Here is an 18,173-nt window from a genome sequence, read left to right as displayed (position 1 = left end):
ACATGATTTTCCGTCCGCGAATGCTACGCCACCCGCAATGGCTGCGATGAAGGATGCTGTTTCATGGTCGCAGCGGCGGTGGCTTCGAAGGTCATGGTTGCGAACGCGCCGGGCTCCACCAGTCCCGCGGCAAGGGCCAGGCCGACCATGTGGCTGCGGTTCCTCGCGCGGAGCTTGAGCTTGATGCTTTCGATATGTTTGTCGACGGTGCGCCACCCGATGCCCAGACGGCCGGCGATTTCTTTCGCCGAGAGCCCCAGGATCACAAGTCGAAGCGCATCCAGTTCCCGTGGAGTGAGGTGATCGAACGGACAAGGTTGGCGTGACATCGTTGGTTCCTTCCGGGCGGTTGCTTGCAACCGATGCGAATTGCTTCACATCGACACGACCAAGGCAGAAAGTATCACAGCTTTGGATGTATCTTCCTGCGACCCTTGACTTACTCGAACCTTACAAGTCGGCAGTTATCTGCCATTCTCTTGAAGCGGATGCCCCGTTCTGGGGCAGTAGGAAAAGCGCGTACGTAATAATATGTCGCTCCGTTCTGAATCCGTCGGCCAGCGGAGCAGGGGATGGTGTGCGGAAAGGACATCTCAGCTTGCCTTGCGCAGCGCCGCGACCTGCTTCGGGGTCACGCTCGACGGCTTGGCCCCGAAGCGGGCGGTGACATAGTTGGCGACCGCGGCAATCTCCGCGTCGCTATAGGCGTGGCCGAACGCTGGCATGACCGCTTCACCCTGGGCCGTTGCGCGCCGGGCGCCGAGGATCACGACCTGCGCCACGTTGATCGCGGTCGGATCGTTGACCGCGCTCGAGCCGTTGAGGGTTGCGAGGCCGTTCAGCGCGCCGTTGCCGTTCCACGCATGGCAGCCGATACAGGCGCCCTCGAAGATCTTCTTGCCGAGCGGCGCGGCCTGGTCGGCGGCTGCCATGCGATGTCCGGCGGGAGCCGGGCCGGGCGCGGGGTGCGGCTGGCCCGGCGTCGAGACGGCCGGGATGCTGCGGAGATAGGTGACCATCGCCGCGATGTCCGACGGCGTTAGGTGGCGCAGGCTGAGATCGACCGCCTCGCCCATCGGGCCGGTGGCGGTGCCGCGCCCGGGCGCGTGACCCTGGGAGAGATATTGGACGAGATCCGCGTCGCTCCAGTCGCCGACGCCGGTCGTCTTGTCGGCGGTGATGTTGAACGCGCGCCAGCCGGCGGCGACCGCGCCGGCATATTTGCGGCGATTGTCGAGCGCCTGCACCAGGTTGCGTGGCGTATGGCATTCGCCGCAATGCGCCATCGCCTCGGACAGATAGGCACCGCGGTTCCACGCCGGGCTGCGATCGGTGTTGAGTTCGAACCGGCGGTTCGGGTTGAACAGCGCCCCCCAGATCGACATCAGCCAGCGCTGGTTGAAGGGGAAGGAAAGGGCGGTCGCCGGAGCCTGCCGGCCGACCGGCGCGAGCGTGGCGAGATAGGCGCGGATCGCCAAGGCGTCGGCATCGGTCATCCAGCTATAGGACGCATAGGGCATTGCCGGGTAGAGGCGCCCCTTCGGCCCCTTGCCCTCGCGTAGCGCGGCGAGGAACTGGGCGTCGCTCCAGCCGCCGATTCCGGTCGCCTTGTCGGGTGTGATGTTGGGCGACCAGATCGTGCCGAAGGGCAGCTTGAAGGCGAGGCCACCAGCGAAGGGCACGCCGCCCCTGGCGGTGTGGCACGCCTGGCAATCGGCGGCGAGCGTCAGATACTTGCCGCGCGCGACCGGATCGGTCGAGGCGAAGTCGGCGGGCACACCGGTCGGCGGCGGGCCCTTATAGTCGGCGAGTGCAACCCGATGTCCGCCGGCGAAATCCATCGCGCCCGGGCCGAACGCGATCCAGCCGAATATGCCGGCGCCGACCGCCACAATGGCCGCGACGACGATCAGCACGATGCGACGGCGGCTCATGCCTCCTTCCTTCCGGCAAGCACGTCGCGATCGATCGGCAGGCGGCGCAGGCGCTTGCCGGTGGCGGCGAAGATCGCATTGGCGAGCGGGGCCATCGCCGCGACGGTACCGGCCTCGCCGATGCCGCCCGGCGCTTCACCGCTGCGCATGATATGGACCTCGATCGGCGGGGTCTCGTTCATGCGGAGCATGCGATAGTCGTGGAAATTGCTCTGCTGGACCCGGCCCTTGTCGATGGTGATCTCGCCGTAGAGCGCGGCGGTGAGCCCGAAGACGAGGCCGCCCTGGAGCTGGGCGATGATCGTGTCGGGGTTCACGGCGATACCGGTATCGACGACGCAGACCATTCGGCGCAGCGTGACCTCGCCATCCTCCGATACTCCGGCCTCGGCGACGGTGGCGATCCAGCTCGCAAAGGCGGGCTGGACCGCGACGCCCCGGCCGACGCGCGGGGGCAGGGGCGTGCCCCAGCCGGATTTCTGCGCGACGACGCGAAGCGCTGCCTGGAGCCGGGGCGCCTTGCCGAGCATGTTCATGCGGAACTGGATCGGATCGATACCGGCCTTGTGCGCCAGTTCGTCGATGAAGCTTTCGATGACGAAGACATTGTGCGCCGGACCGACGCCGCGCCAGAAGCCGGTCGGCACGGCGGGCGGTTCCTCGCGGACGAAATCGACCCGGAAGTCGGGGATGTCGTACGGCATGTCGGCCGCGCAATCGACCGCGTCGAAATCCTGCCCGTTGACGAAGGCGGGCGGCAGCCAGCGCGCGAGCACCGACGAACCGGTGATGATGTGATGCCAGGCGGCGATCCTGCCGTCCTCAAGCCTCGCGCTCAGCCGGTCGTGCCAGGCGGGGCGATAGACGTCATGCTGGATATCCTCCTCGCGGCTCCACACCACTTTTACCGGTGAGTCGACCTGCTGCGCGATGCGCACCGCCTTCTCGACCTGGTCGACCTCGAGCCGACGACCGAAGCCGCCGCCGAGCAAGTGGTTGTGCACGACCACCTTGTCGAGCGGCAGCCCGGTGACCCTGGCGGCGGCGGCCTGGGCGCGGCTCATCACCTGGATGCCAGTCCAGATCTCGCAGCCGCCGGGCTTCACGTGGACGGTGCAGTTCATCGGTTCCATCGGCGCATGGGCGAGGAACGGCACGTCGTAGGTGACCTCGACCGGGTCCTTGCCGAGTGCCTTGGCCACGTCCCCGACCTTCTTGGCGTTGACGCCGGGACGCTGGCTGGCCCTGATCAGGTTGGCGCGAATCTGGGCGGTGTCGACGCCGGCGTTGCTCCCCTCGCTCCAGGTGATGTTCAGCGCGGCGAGGCCCTGAATCGCGGCCCACATATGATCGCCGACGACCGCGACCAGATCGTCGAGCACCACCACCTTGCGGAAGCCGGGCACCAGCTTCGCGGCGCTGTCGTCGACATGGCCGACCTTGCCGCCGAATACCGGCGAATGCGCGAAGGTGGCGAACTTCACCCCCGGGGGCATCGCGTCGATGCCGTATCTGGCCTGGCCGTTGACCTTTTCCGGCGTGTCGAGCCGGCGGAGCGGCTTGCCGATCAGCCGGAACGCCTTGGGGTCCTTCAGCACAGGATCGGCGGGCGGCTTCAACCCGGCGGCTCGGCCGGTCAGCGCGCCATAGCCGATCCGGCGGCCGGTCGAATCGTGGATCACCTCGCTCGCCTCGGTGCGGCAACTCGCCGGATCGACTTTCCAGGCGGCCGCGGCCGCCTGGACCAGGATCGCGCGCGTGCCCGCCCCGGCCTTGCGCAGCGGCAGCCAGAAGGCGCGGATCGAATTGGAGTTGCCGGTCGCCTGAAGACCGAACACCGGGTTGCCGTAGAGCGCGTCGCTGGGCGGGGCATGCTCGTAGCTGACCTGGCGCCAGTCGGCGTCAAGCTCCTCCGCGAGGATCATGGAGATCGAGGTATAGACTCCCTGGCCCATCTCCACCTGCGGCATCACCAGGGTGACACTGCCCGTGCGGTCGATGCGGATGAAGGCGTTGGGCGCGAAGCCGGCGGGCGCCGAGCCTGTCGCGGCCGCTTCCGCCGCCATGCCCCCCGGGGCGATAAAGCCGACGACCAGCCCGCCGCCGACCGCCGCCCCGACCTGGAGCAGGGTACGGCGGGAGAGGATCGGGCCGGCTGGCGAAGGGGCGGTGGCAACTGACATTGGCGAAGGACCTTGTGGAAGCGGGCAGGAGCGCGAAGGTCGAAGCACGTCAGGGTGTGGCGGCGGCTTTCTTGATCGCCTCGCGGATACGCACATAGGTGCCGCAGCGGCAGATATTGCCTGACATGGCGGCGGCGATATCGGCATCGTCGGGCGCCGGCGTGCCGGCGAGCAGGGCCGCGGCGGCCATGATCTGGCCCGACTGGCAATAGCCGCACTGGATCACCTCGTGATCGAGCCAGGCGCGCTGGACCCTTGCCCCGGCGGGGGTCTCGCCGATCGCCTCGATGGTGGTGACAGCGCGGGTGCCGAGCGTGCCGACGGGCAACTGGCAGGATCGCAGCGGGGCGCCGTCGACATGGACAGTGCAGGCGCCGCACTGGGCGATGCCGCAGCCGAACTTCGTGCCGGTCAGGCCAAGGAGATCGCGCAGCACCCACAACAGCGGCATGTCCGCCGGGGCCTCTACGTCATGCGCAACGCCATTCACCGTCAGGTTGAGCATGTCGCTCCTTCCGCCACCCGCAGGCAGCCGTCTGGTACCATGCTGACGCGATGCCGGTTTGCGCCGGCATCCCGGGCAGGCAAAGCGCAGGTCGTCACGCCTGCGTTTCAGCCTGACGGTACGTCCGGATATTGACCAACGTCAATATCGCGAGGGAATCGGTGGCGAAGCAATGAGAAGCGTGACAGATTTGTCATGAGACGGAACTAGGTACGCCATGCCTAAGATGAAATAGCCGCCATCCGATACTGACGATCGCACCGGGAACCCCATGAATCTGACTCCGATCTTCTACGATGCTTCCGGTCGACGGCGCCGGCGGTTCGCGTTCGCGGTCGGCGCATTCGTGGCGCTGTTGTTGCTCTCCTGCGCGGCGCTGGCCCTGTCGATCGGGGCGGTGCCGCGCGCGCCGCTGTTGCCGATCGAAGCCGAGCATCCCGCGCTCACCCGCCTGCCACCGCCGCATGAGCCGCTGCTGAAGCGCGCGCGGCACAGCCTGAACCATTATGCCCGACTGCTCACCGGCCGTCCGGCGCGCGGGGTGCGCGAGAATGCGCCGCTGGCGATCGGTTTCCATGTGCCGTGGGACGAATCCAGCGCCGCCTCGCTGCGCCGGCACATCGACGATCTCGACTGGCTGATCCCCGGCTGGGTCTCGGTGACGGGCGCCGACCACCGCATCACCGTGTTTCGCGATCAGGCGGGACGGGCGATCCTCAACCGCGCGCCGCGTCGTCCGCTGCTGCTGCCGATGATCCAGAACGCGATCCAGGGGAACTGGGACGGCAAGGGCATGGCGGCCCTGCTCGACAGCCCGGCGCAGCGGCGCGCGTTGCTCGACAAGCTCGAGCCCTGGCTCGCGGCGAACCAGGCCGGCGGCGCCTTCTTCGATTTCGAGGAACTGCCGCCCAGCGCGCAGCCCGACTATCGGGCTTTCCTGCGCGAGGCGAAGGCGCGTTTCGGGCGGCATGGCTGGATCGTCGCGATCGCGGTGCCGGTGGGTGAGGATTCGGGCTGGGACGTGGCCGCTTATGCCGCGATCGTCGACCGGGTCTTCCTGATGGCCTATGACGAGCATGAACTGAGCGGCGTGCCCGGCCCGATCGCGTCCCAGGCCTGGTTCGAGCAGGCGGTGGAGCGCGCCTCGCGCGGCGTGCCGCCGGCCAAGCTGGTCGTGGCGATCGGCAACTACGGCTATGACTGGCACGGCAAGGGCGGCGATTCACTGGCGATCGACGAAGGCTGGCAGGCGGCGCGGGAATCCAGCGCGATGCCGACATTCGATCGGTCGAGCGGCAATAGCGGTTTCGCTTATGACGACGGCACCGAGCGGCATGTGGTGTGGATGCTCGACGCAGCCTCCGCCTATAACCAGATGCGCTTCCTGTCGCGCGCCGGGATCGGCGCGGTGGCGGTGTGGCGGCTCGGTTCGGAGGATCCCGGCCTGTGGTCGATCTTCGGGCGAACCCATCGCACCCTGCCGCCGCCTTCGACGATCAATGCGATTCCGGCGGGCACCGATGTCGATATCGAGGGCAGCGGCGAGATCCTCAAGATTTCGGGGGTTCCGGTCGAGGGCATCAGGCGGACGATCGCAGCGAAGGATGGATCGATCGCGGCGGTCGATTTCACCCGATTGCCTTCGCCCTATGTCGTGTCACGGACGGGCTATCGGCCGGGCGAGGTCGCGCTGACCTTCGACGATGGCCCCGACCCGGTGTGGACGCCGCGAATCCTCGATATCCTGAAGCGCGAGCATGTACCGGCGACCTTCTTCATCATCGGCGAGAATGCCCTGACCGAGCGCCCGCTGCTCGAACGCATGGTGGCCGAGGGGCATGAGGTGGGCAACCACACCTATACCCATCCGAACCTGGCCGGCGCGACCGACAACGAGACGGCGTTCCAGCTCAACACGACCCAGCGGCTGTTCCAGGCCTTTACCGGGCGCTCGCTCCGCCTGTTTCGCGCGCCTTATTTCGGTGACGCCGAGCCGACCACGGCCGACGAAATCGACCCGGCGCTCCAGGCGCAGGACCGCGGCTATATCTCGGTCGGCCTGCATGTCGATCCGGGCGACTGGAAACGGCCCGGCGTCCAGACGATCATCGACCAGACGATCGCCGGCGTTGAGGCGTCGAACGTCGAGCGCAGCGGCAATGTGGTCCTGCTGCACGATGCCGGCGGCAATCGCGCGGAGACGGTCGCGGCGCTGCCGGTGATCATCGACCAGCTCCGCGCCAAGGGATATAAATTCGTTTCCGTATCGAGCCTGGCGGGGATCCCGCGCGACGTGGCCATGCCGGTGATCTCGGAGAGCGACCGCGTCGCCGCCGAGACCAACTTGTTCATCTTCGGCGCGATCGGCGCGACGATCACGGCGCTTGGCTGGATATTCCTGTTCGCGATCACCATCGGCATCGCTCGGGCGATCACCTTGTCGGCGCTCGCGCTGATCCAGGCGCGGCGCGAGGGCAAGACGATCTTCCCGTCGATCGACCCGAACCGCTTCGTCACGGTGATGATCCCCGCGTTCAACGAGGAGAAGGTGATCGTCCGGGCAGTGCAGGGCGTTCTGGCCAGCGTCGACGTACGGATCGAGGTAATCGTGATCGACGACGGGTCGAGCGACGGCACCAGCGCCGTGGTGACCGAAGCCTTTGCAGACGAGCCGCGCGTGCGGCTGCTGACCCTGCAGAACGGGGGCAAGGCACGGGCGCTCAACGAAGGGCTCAAGCTCGCGACCGGCGAGATCGTCATCGCGCTTGACGCCGATACCCAGTTCGAGCCGCGGACCATCTCCCGGCTGGCGCGCTGGTTCGTCGATCCGGCGCTTGGCGCGGTGGCGGGCAACGCCAAGGTCGGCAACCGGGTGAACCTCGTCACCAAATGGCAGGCGCTCGAATATATCACCGCCCAGAATCTCGAGCGGCGCGCGCTCGCCCGGCTGAATGCGATGACCGTGGTGCCGGGCGCGGTCGGCGCCTGGCGGCTGTCGGCGATCCAGAGCGTCGGCGGCTATCCCGACGATACGCTGGCCGAGGACCAGGACCTGACCATCGCGATCCAGCGCGCCGGCTGGAAGGTGACGTACGATCAATATGCCGTCGCCTGGACGGAAAGCCCGGAGAGCTTTGCAGGGCTTGCCAAGCAGCGTTTCCGCTGGGCCTATGGCACCCTGCAATGCCTGTGGAAGCACCGCGCGGTGATGCTCCATGGCCGTCCCCCGGGGCTCGCACGGGTCGGGTTGCCGCAGGCGATCGTGTTCCAGATCCTGCTCGCGTCGATTTCGCCGATCATCGACCTGGCGCTGATCGTCAGTTTCGTGACGACCTGGATCGCGGTCCAGGCCCATGGATGGGCGCAGACCCAGCATGATGTCGAGAGGATGCTCGTCTATTGGCTGGTCTTCACCGCGATCGACCTGCTCGCCGCGGTCATTGCCTTCGCGCTCGAGCGCCGCGAGAAATGGCGGCTGTTGTGGCTGCTGATCCCGCAGCGCATCGGCTATCGCCAGGTGATGTACTATGTCGTGCTGAAGGCGATCGCCCAGGCGCTGCGCGGTCCGCATGTCGGCTGGGGCAAGCTGCAAAGGACGGGACGGGTGACGGCGAATTAGGGGGCAGCGTTCTGGCGCACCGGCGGAGCGTCAGAAGCTGACGGTGAGGTCAGTGAACCCGTAATGCGTGTCGCCGGTGGCCGGGGCGTTGGGAGCGTCGCGCAGGAAGCGGCCCTTGACCAGCACCGCGAACCCCATACCGAGTTGCAGCCGCCCGGGCGCGAGCCAGTAGCGGACCCTGCCGTCGATCTGCGTGCCGACATGGTCGCCCGCGGCGCCCGAGGGATCGCGCACGCCCGAATTGGCGAAGGCATCGGTCGTGCTCGCCAGCCAGACGCCGCGCAGGGTGAGATGGGCATCGAGGCGCGTCGAGGGATTGAACTCGGCCCGTACCGCTGCGCTGGCCAGATTGGTGCGGGAAACGGCGGCAAACAGGCCGGAAGGGCTGAATTCGAACGCCGAATCCCCGATCAGCGTATCGAACCTGCCGAAGGTGGCGTCAGGACCATCGCCGGACGCATAGTCTCCAAGCACCGCGAGGCGTGGCATCCAGCCACCACCCGTAAAGCTCCGGCCGACAGCGCCGTGCAGCAGCCATGCGGAAACCCTGCGATCGGCGATGTCGGCGGCGCTTGTGCTCAATCGCGTGGTGCCGGTTTGCCAGGCGCCTTCGACATCATAGTCGAGCGTGCCGGACTTTGGTGCGCGGAACAGGCGAATGCCGGGGGTCCACAGTCTCCGGTCGCGGGTGGCGAAATGCGGCGCGTCGGATTCGACGAAGCGATAGAGATAGAGTTCGAGGGTGCCATTCAACGTGCCGGCCCTGGTGCCGGTGATGCCGAAGAGCTGGCGGTGCGTGGTCTCACGGTCGAGCTCGAAACGGTTGCCGTAGATGCCGTCCTGATCCTCCGGAAGCCTGATCTGCGGCAGAGTCCAGAACAGGGTCAGCCTGTCGCCGTCCTTCGCCTTCCAGTCGGCACGCAGCCCGGTGAAGCTGTTGAAGCTGTTGCGGTTGATCGGCCGCGCGGCAAGGCGCCGCGAGCCGAGGTCCATGGTGAAGCGACCTGCCTGGATCGAGGTGCCGGGCGCGACATCGGCCGAGACATAAGCCTGGATCGGCTCGATCGCGTCGACGTCGTTGACGCCGACCGATCCGTGCCGACGGTGGAAATGCGCGCGTGAATCGAGGATCTCGGCGCCGAGGCGGAACGGGCCGCTGTTATATTCGCCGAACAGGTCGAGCCGGGTGAACAGGGCGGTATCGTCCGCGGGAAGGCCGGCGCGATATTGTCCGTCGATCACCTCGCCGCGGGCGCGGAAATTTCCCTCAAGCCTGAGGTTCCCGTTATCGGCTCGTGCCTGGGCGGCAAGGCACAACGCGACCATTGCCGCGGAACGGCGTATTCCCCTCTTCACTCAGCCCTCCCCCGGCCAATGGCGCGGGACCGGGGCTAGGCTATAGAGAGACGGATCGCCAGAGGGACGCCCAACAATGACGCTACGGATCGCCCGGACCTTCACCCTGTGGTTGCTGCTGGCGGTGGCGGCTGGCCCGGCATGGGCTGCCCCCGCCCGCGCGCCGTTGGTGCTGGCGGCCGCGTCGCTGCAGGAATCGATGACCGCCGCAGCCGATGCGTGGGCGCGCAAGGGGCATCCAAGGCCGGTGATTTCTTTCGCCGCATCCTCAGCGCTCGCCCGGCAGGTGGAGGCGGGGGGCGCGGCCGACCTGTTCGTTTCGGCCGACGAGGAATGGATGGACGCGCTGGCGGCGAAGGGGCTGATCGTTCCCGCGACGCGGAGCGATTTTCTCGGCAACCGGCTGGTGATCGTGGCGCCGGTGGCGAGCAGCGTGACGATTCCGCTGGCACGCGGGCCGCTGGCCCGTGTGCTGGGGGCGGGGCCTTTGGCGATGGCCGATACGGAAAGCGTACCGGCCGGGAAATATGGGAAGGCGGCGCTGACCCGGCTGGGCGTGTGGGAGACGGTCAGCCCGAAGGTGGTACGCGCCGAGAATGTACGAGCGGCGCTGGCCCTGGTCGAACGCGGTGCCGCGCCGCTGGGCATCGTTTACGCCACCGATGCGAAGGCATCGGCGAAGGTGCGGATCGCCGGGGTATTCCCGGCGTCCTCGCACCCGCCGATCACCTATCCGATCGCGCGGTTGACGGCGTCGGCCAATCCGGAAGGAGAGGCGTTCCGGCACTTCCTCGTGTCGCGCGAGGGCAAGGCGATCTTCGTTCGATATGGTTTCTCCGCCCGGTGACGACCGGGGTGAAGATCTGGCGCGCCGGAGAAGGGGCGATAGCTCCATGCTGAGCCCTGACGAATGGACCATCATCCTGCTGTCGCTGAAGATAGGGGCCGTCGCGATGGGGGTGACCCTGCCGATCGCATTCGTGCTGGCCTGGGTGCTCGCGCGCTGGCGTTTCCCAGGTAAGATATTGCTCGACGCGCTGGTCCACCTGCCGCTGGTGGTGCCGCCGGTGGTGACTGGCTGGCTGCTGCTGATCGCCTTCGCGCCGGGCGGGCCGATCGGCGGCTGGCTGTTTCACTGGTTCGGCGTCTCGGTGTTGTTCCGCTGGACCGGGGCGGCCATCGCCGCTGGGGTGATGGCGCTGCCACTGATGGTGCGCGCGATGCGCCTGTCGATCGAGGCGGTCGACCGGCGACTTGAAGGCGCGGCGCGGACGCTCGGCGCAGGGCCGGGCAAGGTGTTCCGGACGATCACGCTGCCGCTGAGCATTCCGGGCATCCTGGCCGGCGCGGTGCTCGGCTTCGCGCGGTCGATCGGCGAGTTCGGGGCGACCATCACCTTCGTCTCCAATGTTCCGGGGCAGACCCAGACCCTGCCGCTCGCCATCTATTCGGCACTCCAGCAACCGGGCGGCGAAGCGATCGTGTGGCGGCTGTCGGCAATTTCGGTCGGCTTGTCGCTGGCGGCACTGATCGCATCCGAACTGCTGGCGCGGCGGGCGGGGAGGGGCATGTATGTCCTTTGACCTCGCCCTGTCGAAGCAGCTCGGCGACACCGGGATCGCTGTCGAGTTCGTGGCCGGGGAGGGGGCGACCGTGCTGTTCGGTCCCTCGGGCATCGGCAAGACCAGCGTGCTCAACATGGTCGCCGGCCTGCTGGCGCCCGATGGCGGCCATGTCCGCGTCGGCGGTGAAACGCTGTTCGACGCCGGCGACGGTATCGACCTGCCGCCCGAGCGGCGCCACGCGGGCTATGTGTTCCAGGAACCCAGGCTGTTCCTGCATCTGAAGGTGCGTGCTAACCTGCTGTACGGCGCCCCCGCCGGGTCCGTGATCGGCGAACCGCTCGATTTCCTGGGGATCGGCAATCTGCTCGATCGCTGGCCCCGCACGCTGTCGGGCGGGGAGGCGCGGCGGGTGGCGATCGGACGGGCGTTGCTAAGCGCGCCACGCTTCCTGCTGCTCGACGAGCCGCTGTCCTCGCTCGACCGCCCGCGCCGCGAGGAAACGATGCGCGCTATCGAACATATCCGCGACGATCTGGGGCTGCCGATCCTGATGGTGACGCACGACCCCGAAGAGGCTGAGCGGATCGGTACCCGGATCGTGCGGATGTAAACTTCTGCCAGAGTAGTGGGCGGATCGGAATGCCCAGGACCCGGCGAAGGACTATCTTGCGCCCGGCAGCCGGGTGCGGCACAAGAGTGCCAATACCGGGGGGTATCATGAAAAATCTGGCGCGGGCATCGTCCGCTTTCCTGCTGTGCTTTGCCGGCCTTTCCACGATTGAAGCCGCGCAATCGATCGTGCCCCCGCCTGACGCACAGGCAGCATCGGCTGCGACGACAGATGCGCCACCGCCCGCCGAGGGCTTTGTGCGCCTTCCCGCCAATACCCCGGTCGAGCTCGAAATTGCTGCCGCGCTGAGTTCCAAGACCAGCAAGATCGACGAGACATTCCCGATCCGCCTCCACTCCGCCATCGTCATCGGTGGCAGGACTATCGTGCCGGCTGGGACGATGGGGCTGGGGCAGGTCGTCCATGCCGCGAAGGCTCGCGCGATGGGCAAGGCGGGTGAATTGATCCTCGCGGCGCGCTATATCGAGTGCGGCGATACGCGCGTCAGGCTGCGCGGCTTCAAGCTCGGCCTCGGCAGCACGGGCGAGGACAAGATCGACAAGGTCGCTGCACTGACCATTGTCGTGGCGACGCCCTTCATGTTCATGAGCGGTGGCGATCTGATCGTACCGCCGGGCAGTCTCGCCCAGGCTCGGCTGATGAGCGCGGCGGACCTCCGGGTCGACTCCGCGTCCGCCTGCGCGTCAACCGCCGCAGCCACCAATAATATCATCGTGCCGGCCGTCGCACCGGCGCCCGCCCTGCCGGAGAGCGCAACAGCGACGCCGGTTCCCGTTCAAACAAAGTGAGGATGTCCTTCATGAAAGTTCGTATTGCTTCTTTCCTTTTCGTGGGGGGGCTTTCGCTTGCCGCCACGTCCCTGCCGGCACAGGAAGCGCAGCAGGCGCCCCTGGTCACCAAGGCGGGGCCGATCCCGGCGCCGCAGCCCGGCAAGGGTCAGATCATCTTCTACCGGCCGGGGTCGATGATGGGCATGGCGCTGGGCTGCACCGTGCATGAAGGCGATGCCGAAATCGCGCGCCTCGGCTCAGGCAAATACTGGGTGCACAATGCCGAACCCGGCAAGCACACCTACAACACCGAAGCCGAGAACAAGGACACGCTCAATCTCGAGATCGAGCCCGACGAGACCTATTATGTGAAGTGCAAGATCGGCATGGGCATCGTCGCCGGTCGTCCCAATATCTCGCCGTCCGATCGCGCTGAATTCGCGAAGAAGGCGAAGGGCCTGAATCTCTGGAAGCCGAAGGGCGACTGAACCGGCAGCGCCCGCGCCCTGGCCGGAATTGCGAAGCCGCCGCCCTTTACCCGGGGCGGCGGCTTTTTCATGTTTTTCTGGGCGGGCGATGGCGGTCATCAGGTAGGCAGTATCCCATTTCCAGCGCCCTGATGTTTCCTGTCAGCACGCTAAATGGGGTTTCTCGCCGATTTTTGGCTGTTTATACCCATTTTTCGTAGTATTTGGTCATTATAGGACTATTTTCTCATTGTAAGTCATTGATTCTACGTAACGACGTGGTTGGCATGGGTAATGCAATGGGAAGCGGGCGGGTAGCAAATCCCGCTTGTGATGTTGCTCATGGAGGACCCTGGAATGACTCGCCCGACTATGTCTCGCCCCGTTTCCGTTGCCGCCGGCTTCGCTCTGGTCATTGCCTTTGCCGCACCGGCGATGGCGGGTACGCGTTCCGTGATCTCGTCCACAGGCGGCGCCCGGGCTGCTGGGCCTGCGCAGACCCCTCGCAGAGTCTGCCTGTTCCCGACCGTTACGGGCGATCCCGTGGTGACTGGATCGATGCTTGGCAAGCGCGTCTGCCGTACCAAGGCTGAGTGGGAAACGCGGGGCGTGATCTTCCAGACGAAATAAATGTTCTGCCCCCGCGTGCGAACCAAGAGCCGCTGCCCGGTCGGACCAGGCGGCGGCTCTTTCGTAATGGGGCAGGAGCCGGTTTCCGCCGCGACCGGAGAGGGGCGGCGAGGATGCCTGTAGTCTCTCCGTAGCAATCGCAACGAAAAACCGCCGCCCGGGCATCCCCGGACGGCGGCTTTTCAGTTCAACGCCGAACGGCTGGATCAGCTGTTCAGATACTCGCCGGCATCCTCGTCGGTGCCGTGACCCGAGGGCGTGACCGACGCCAGGGCATCGCTGCCCGTGTCGTCGCGCACGTCACGCGCCAGTTCAGCCGCATGCTCTTCCGCCGCCGAATTCGGGGCCACGAGCACTTCCTGCAGGCGACGCTGCTGGACGCGCAGTGCGGCATCGCGGCTGGAGGCCGCAACACGCAGGCGGTTCATGCCAGCGCCGGTGCCCGCCGGGATGAGGCGGCCGACGATGACGTTCTCCTTGAGGCCGATCAGCGTGTCCTGCTTGCCCTGGACCGCAGCCTCGGTGAGGACGCGGGTGGTCTCCTGGAACGACGCCGCCGAGATGAAGCTGCGGGTCTGCAGCGACGCCTTGGTGATGCCGAGCAGAACCGGCTTGCCCTGTGCAGGGGTCTGGTTCTTGGCGATCTTCGAGTTGATGTCGTCCATCTCGTCGCGATCGACCTGCTCGCCGGCGAGCAGCGTGGTGTCGCCGCCGTCGGTGATCTCGACCTTCTGCAGCATCTGGCGAACGATCACCTCGATGTGCTTGTCGTTGATCTTCACGCCCTGGAGACGATAGACCTCCTGGATTTCCGACACGAGATATTCAGCGAGCGGCTCGATGCCGAGCACCTCGAGAATGTCGTGCGGATCGGGCGAGCCGCCGATCAGGTTGTCGCCACGCTTGACGTAGTCGCCTTCCTGGACGTCGATCACCTTCGACTTCGGCACCAGATACTCCACGACCTCGCTGCCGTCCTCGGGCTGAATGCCGATCTTGCGCTTGGCCTTGTAGTCCTTGCCGAACACGACGCGGCCCGAAACCTTCGCGATGATCGCGTTTTCCTTGGGCTTGCGAGCCTCGAACAGTTCCGCGACGCGCGGCAGACCGCCGGTGATGTCACGCGTCTTCGCGGCTTCGCGAGAGACACGGGCCAGAACGTCGCCGCCCTGGACCTGAGCACCGTCCTCGACCGAGAGCGTTGCGCCCGGTGCGAGCATGTAGCGGCCGGCTTCACCCGAACCCGAGTCGAGCAGGGTCAGGCGCGGACGCAGATCCTCCTTTGACTTGGTCGCGGCGCGATATTCGGTGACGACGCGCTGCGAGATGCCGGTCGCTTCGTCCGCCTGCTCGGTCAGGGTCTTGCCCTCGACCAGGTCGACATATTTCACGACACCGGGGTTTTCCGTGATCACCGGCATGGTGAACGGATCCCATTCGGCCATCCGGTCGCCCTTCGACACGATGTGACCATCGTCGAACAGGACATAGGCGCCGTACGGAATACGGTGCACCGCACGCTCGCGCCCATCGGCATCGACGATCGCGACTTCGCCCGAACGGCTCAGCACGACGCGGCGGCCGCGCTGATCCATGATGATGCGAAGGTCGCGATATTCCATCGTGCCGTCGGCAACCGCCTCGAGGTTCGACTGCTCGTTGAGCTGTGCCGCGCCGCCGATGTGGAAGGTACGCATCGTCAGCTGGGTACCCGGCTCACCGATCGACTGCGCCGCGATGACGCCGACAGCTTCACCGATGTTGACCGGCGTACCGCGGGCCAGATCGCGCCCGTAGCACTTGCCGCAGACACCGATCTTGGTCTCGCAGACCAGCGGCGAACGGATCTTGCACGACTGGGTGCCGATCGCCTCGATCTTCGCAACCATCGGCTCGTCGAGCAGGGTGCCCGATGGGATCACGATCTCGCCGGTCTTGGTGTCGACGATGTCTTCCGCGGTCGTGCGACCGAGGATGCGCTCACCGAGCGATGCGATGGTCGAGCCGCCCTGGACGATCGCGCGCATTTCAAGCGCACGCTCCGTACCGCAATCATTCTCGATGATGACGCAATCCTGCGAAACATCGACCAGACGGCGGGTCAGGTAGCCCGAGTTCGCGGTCTTCAACGCCGTGTCCGCGAGACCCTTGCGGGCGCCGTGGGTGGAGTTGAAATATTCAAGGACGGTCAGGCCTTCCTTGAAGTTCGAGATGATGGGCGTTTCGATGATCTCGCCCGACGGCTTGGCCATCAGGCCGCGCATGCCGGCAAGCTGCTTGATCTGGGCCTGCGAACCGCGGGCACCGGAGTGGGCCATCATGTAGATCGAGTTGATCGGGGCTTCGCGGCCATTGGCCAGCTTCTTCACCGACTTGATCTCGTCCATCATGGCGTTCGCCACCTGGTCACCGCAACGGCTCCAGGCGTCGATCACCTTGTTGTACTTCTCCTGCTGCGTGATCAGGCCGTCCTGATACTGCTGCTCGAAATCCTTCACGAGGGCGCGGGTCTCGTCGACCAGCGGCACCTTCGCGTCCGGAATGATCATGTCGTCCTTGCCGAACGAGATGCCCGCCTTGAACGCGTGCTTGAAGCCGAGCGCCATGATCGCGTCGGCGAACAGCACGGTCTCCTTCTGGCCGGTGTGGCGATAGACCTCGTCGATCACGTCGCCAACGTCCTTCTTGGTGAGGAGGCGGTTGACGGTGTCGAACGGCACCTTCGAGCTCTTCGGCAGGCACTCGCCGAGCAGCATGCGGCCCGGGGTGGTCTCGTAGCGCTTGAGATACTGGTTGCCGGCCTCGTCGGTCTGCGGAACGCGGCTGATGATCTTGGTGTGGAGCGTCACCGCGCCAGCCTCGATCGCCTGATGGACCTCCTGCATGTCGGAGATCATCATGCCCTGGCCGGGCTCGTCCTCCTTCATCATCGACAGGTAATACAGACCCAGCACCATGTCCTGCGACGGCACGATGATCGGCTTGCCGTTCGCGGGCGACAGGATGTTGTTGGTCGACATCATCAGCACGCGCGCTTCAAGCTGGGCCTCGAGGCTCAGCGGGACGTGCACGGCCATCTGGTCACCGTCGAAGTCGGCGTTGAAGGCCGAGCAGACCAGCGGGTGAAGCTGGATCGCCTTGCCCTCGATCAGCACCGGCTCGAACGCCTGGATGCCCAGACGGTGAAGCGTCGGCGCGCGGTTCAGCATGACCGGGTGCTCGCGAATGACTTCGTCGAGAATGTCCCAGACTTCCTTGCGCTCCTTCTCGACCCACTTCTTGGCCTGCTTCAGGGTCATGGAGAGACCCTTGGCGTCGAGGCGGGCGTAGATGAACGGCTTGAACAGCTCGAGCGCCATCTTCTTCGGCAGGCCGCACTGGTGCAACTTGAGTTCCGGACCGGTCACGATGACCGAGCGGCCCGAATAGTCGACGCGCTTGCCGAGCAGGTTCTGGCGGAAGCGGCCCTGCTTGCCCTTGAGCATGTCGGACAGCGACTTCAGCGGACGCTTGTTGGCGCCGGTGATCGTGCGGCCGCGGCGGCCGTTGTCGAACAGCGCGTCGACCGCTTCCTGAAGCATGCGCTTTTCGTTGCGGACGATGATGTCCGGCGCACGCAGCTCCATCAGGCGCTTCAGGCGGTTGTTACGGTTGATCACGCGGCGATACAGATCGTTCAGATCCGACGTCGCGAAGCGGCCGCCGTCAAGCGGCACCAGCGGGCGCAGCTCGGGCGGGATGACCGGAACGACCTCGAGGATCATCCATTCAGGGCGATTGCCGGAATCGATGAAGCTCTCGACGACCTTCAGGCGCTTGATGATCTTCTTCGGCTTCAGCTCGGACTTGGTGACCGCCAGCTCTTCGAGCAGGTCCTTGCGCTCGCCTTCGAGGTCCAGGCTCTCGAGCATGATGCGGACCGCCTCGGCGCCGATGCCGGCCGAGAACGCGTCCTCGCCATATTCATCCTGCGCGTCGAGCAGCTCGTCCTCGGTGAGGAGCTGGTACTTCTCGAGCGGGGTGAGGCCCGGCTCGATCACGATATAGGCCTCGAAGTACAGCACGCGCTCGAGCTGCTTGAGCTGCATGTCGAGCAGCAGGCCGATGCGCGACGGCAGCGACTTCAGGAACCAGATGTGCGCGACCGGGGCAGCGAGCTCGATATGGCCCATGCGCTCGCGCCGGACCTTCGAGACGGTGACCTCGACGCCGCACTTCTCGCAGACGATGCCCTTGTACTTCATGCGCTTGTACTTGCCGCACAGGCACTCGTAGTCCTTGATCGGACCGAAGATGCGCGCGCAGAACAGGCCGTCACGCTCGGGCTTGAACGTGCGATAGTTGATGGTCTCGGGCTTCTTGATCTCGCCGAACGACCAGGACCGGATGCGCTCTGGCGAGGCGATCCCGATCTGGATCTGGTCGAAGGTCTCCGGCTTGGCCACCGGATTGGCGAAGTTGGTCAGTTCGTTCATGTTTCACTTCCCTCCAGGGAAAAATATGCGGGGCGGGG

General features: G+C 66.1%; 13 protein-coding genes. 7 read left to right on the top strand and 6 right to left on the bottom strand.

Features of this window, described 5'->3' with window-relative positions:
- Positions 1 to 23: 23 nt before the first annotated feature.
- The 4 genes from P0Y59_10095 to P0Y59_10080 all read right to left on the bottom strand — a co-directional run bounded on the left by P0Y59_10095 (position 24) and on the right by P0Y59_10080 (position 4,622).
- Positions 24 to 329, bottom strand: coding sequence for a helix-turn-helix transcriptional regulator (locus P0Y59_10095; GenBank protein ID WEK02003.1), 306 nt, complete (start codon positions 327 to 329; stop codon positions 24 to 26).
- 264 nt (positions 330 to 593) lie between these two features.
- The gene (locus P0Y59_10090) at positions 594 to 1,934 is read right to left on the bottom strand and encodes a c-type cytochrome (protein ID WEK02002.1); all 1,341 of its coding nucleotides are present in this window, start codon (positions 1,932 to 1,934) and stop codon (positions 594 to 596) included.
- A complete protein-coding gene (locus P0Y59_10085; GenBank protein ID WEK02001.1) occupies positions 1,931 to 4,117 on the bottom strand; it encodes a molybdopterin-dependent oxidoreductase in 2,187 nt (728 codons plus the stop codon). Before P0Y59_10085 ends, P0Y59_10090 begins: the two co-directional genes overlap by 4 nt.
- Positions 4,118 to 4,166: 49 nt before the next feature.
- A complete protein-coding gene (locus P0Y59_10080; GenBank protein ID WEK02000.1) occupies positions 4,167 to 4,622 on the bottom strand; it encodes a (2Fe-2S)-binding protein in 456 nt (151 codons plus the stop codon).
- A gap of 271 nt (positions 4,623 to 4,893) precedes the next feature.
- On the opposite strand from P0Y59_10080, the gene P0Y59_10075 reads away from it, so the two are divergent.
- On the top strand, positions 4,894 to 8,241 hold the full coding sequence (locus P0Y59_10075; GenBank protein WEK01999.1) for a glycosyltransferase: 3,348 nt from the start codon (positions 4,894 to 4,896) through the stop codon (positions 8,239 to 8,241).
- Between the two features lie 30 nt (positions 8,242 to 8,271).
- On the opposite strand, the gene P0Y59_10070 is transcribed toward P0Y59_10075, so the two are convergent.
- Complete coding sequence (locus P0Y59_10070; GenBank protein WEK01998.1) at positions 8,272 to 9,597, bottom strand: alginate export family protein; 1,326 nt, start codon at positions 9,595 to 9,597, stop codon at positions 8,272 to 8,274.
- 76 nt (positions 9,598 to 9,673) lie between these two features.
- Between P0Y59_10070 and modA the strand changes: the two genes are divergently transcribed.
- The 6 genes from modA to P0Y59_10040 all read left to right on the top strand — a co-directional run bounded on the left by modA (position 9,674) and on the right by P0Y59_10040 (position 13,660).
- Positions 9,674 to 10,444, top strand: coding sequence for a molybdate ABC transporter substrate-binding protein (gene modA / locus P0Y59_10065; GenBank protein ID WEK01997.1), 771 nt, complete (start codon positions 9,674 to 9,676; stop codon positions 10,442 to 10,444).
- Between the two features lie 46 nt (positions 10,445 to 10,490).
- Positions 10,491 to 11,180: a molybdate ABC transporter permease subunit gene (modB, locus tag P0Y59_10060; GenBank protein ID WEK01996.1), complete on the top strand. Its 690-nt coding sequence runs from the start codon at positions 10,491 to 10,493 to the stop codon at positions 11,178 to 11,180.
- Entirely contained in the window at positions 11,170 to 11,772 is a 603-nt protein-coding gene (locus tag P0Y59_10055) for an ATP-binding cassette domain-containing protein (protein ID WEK01995.1), read from the top strand. The genes modB and P0Y59_10055 overlap by 11 nt, the downstream gene beginning before the upstream one ends.
- Positions 11,773 to 11,879: 107 nt before the next feature.
- Complete coding sequence (locus P0Y59_10050; GenBank protein ID WEK01994.1) at positions 11,880 to 12,581, top strand: hypothetical protein; 702 nt, start codon at positions 11,880 to 11,882, stop codon at positions 12,579 to 12,581.
- An 11-nt stretch (positions 12,582 to 12,592) separates the two neighbouring features.
- The gene (locus P0Y59_10045) at positions 12,593 to 13,051 is read left to right on the top strand and encodes a DUF2846 domain-containing protein (GenBank protein WEK01993.1); all 459 of its coding nucleotides are present in this window, start codon (positions 12,593 to 12,595) and stop codon (positions 13,049 to 13,051) included.
- A gap of 336 nt (positions 13,052 to 13,387) precedes the next feature.
- Entirely contained in the window at positions 13,388 to 13,660 is a 273-nt protein-coding gene (locus P0Y59_10040) for a hypothetical protein (protein WEK01992.1), read from the top strand.
- Positions 13,661 to 13,866: 206 nt separating this feature from the next.
- On the opposite strand, the gene rpoC is transcribed toward P0Y59_10040, so the two are convergent.
- On the bottom strand, positions 13,867 to 18,135 hold the full coding sequence (gene rpoC / locus P0Y59_10035; GenBank protein ID WEK01991.1) for a DNA-directed RNA polymerase subunit beta': 4,269 nt from the start codon (positions 18,133 to 18,135) through the stop codon (positions 13,867 to 13,869).
- Between the last annotated feature and the right edge of the window lie 38 nt (positions 18,136 to 18,173).

It is taken from the genome of Candidatus Sphingomonas phytovorans, assembly GCA_029202385.1.
Classification (GTDB): Bacteria; Pseudomonadota; Alphaproteobacteria; order Sphingomonadales; family Sphingomonadaceae; genus Sphingomonas; species Sphingomonas phytovorans.
The sequence above is the reverse complement of the archived record's forward strand: the minus strand, read 5'-3'. Positions and strand labels throughout refer to the sequence as shown.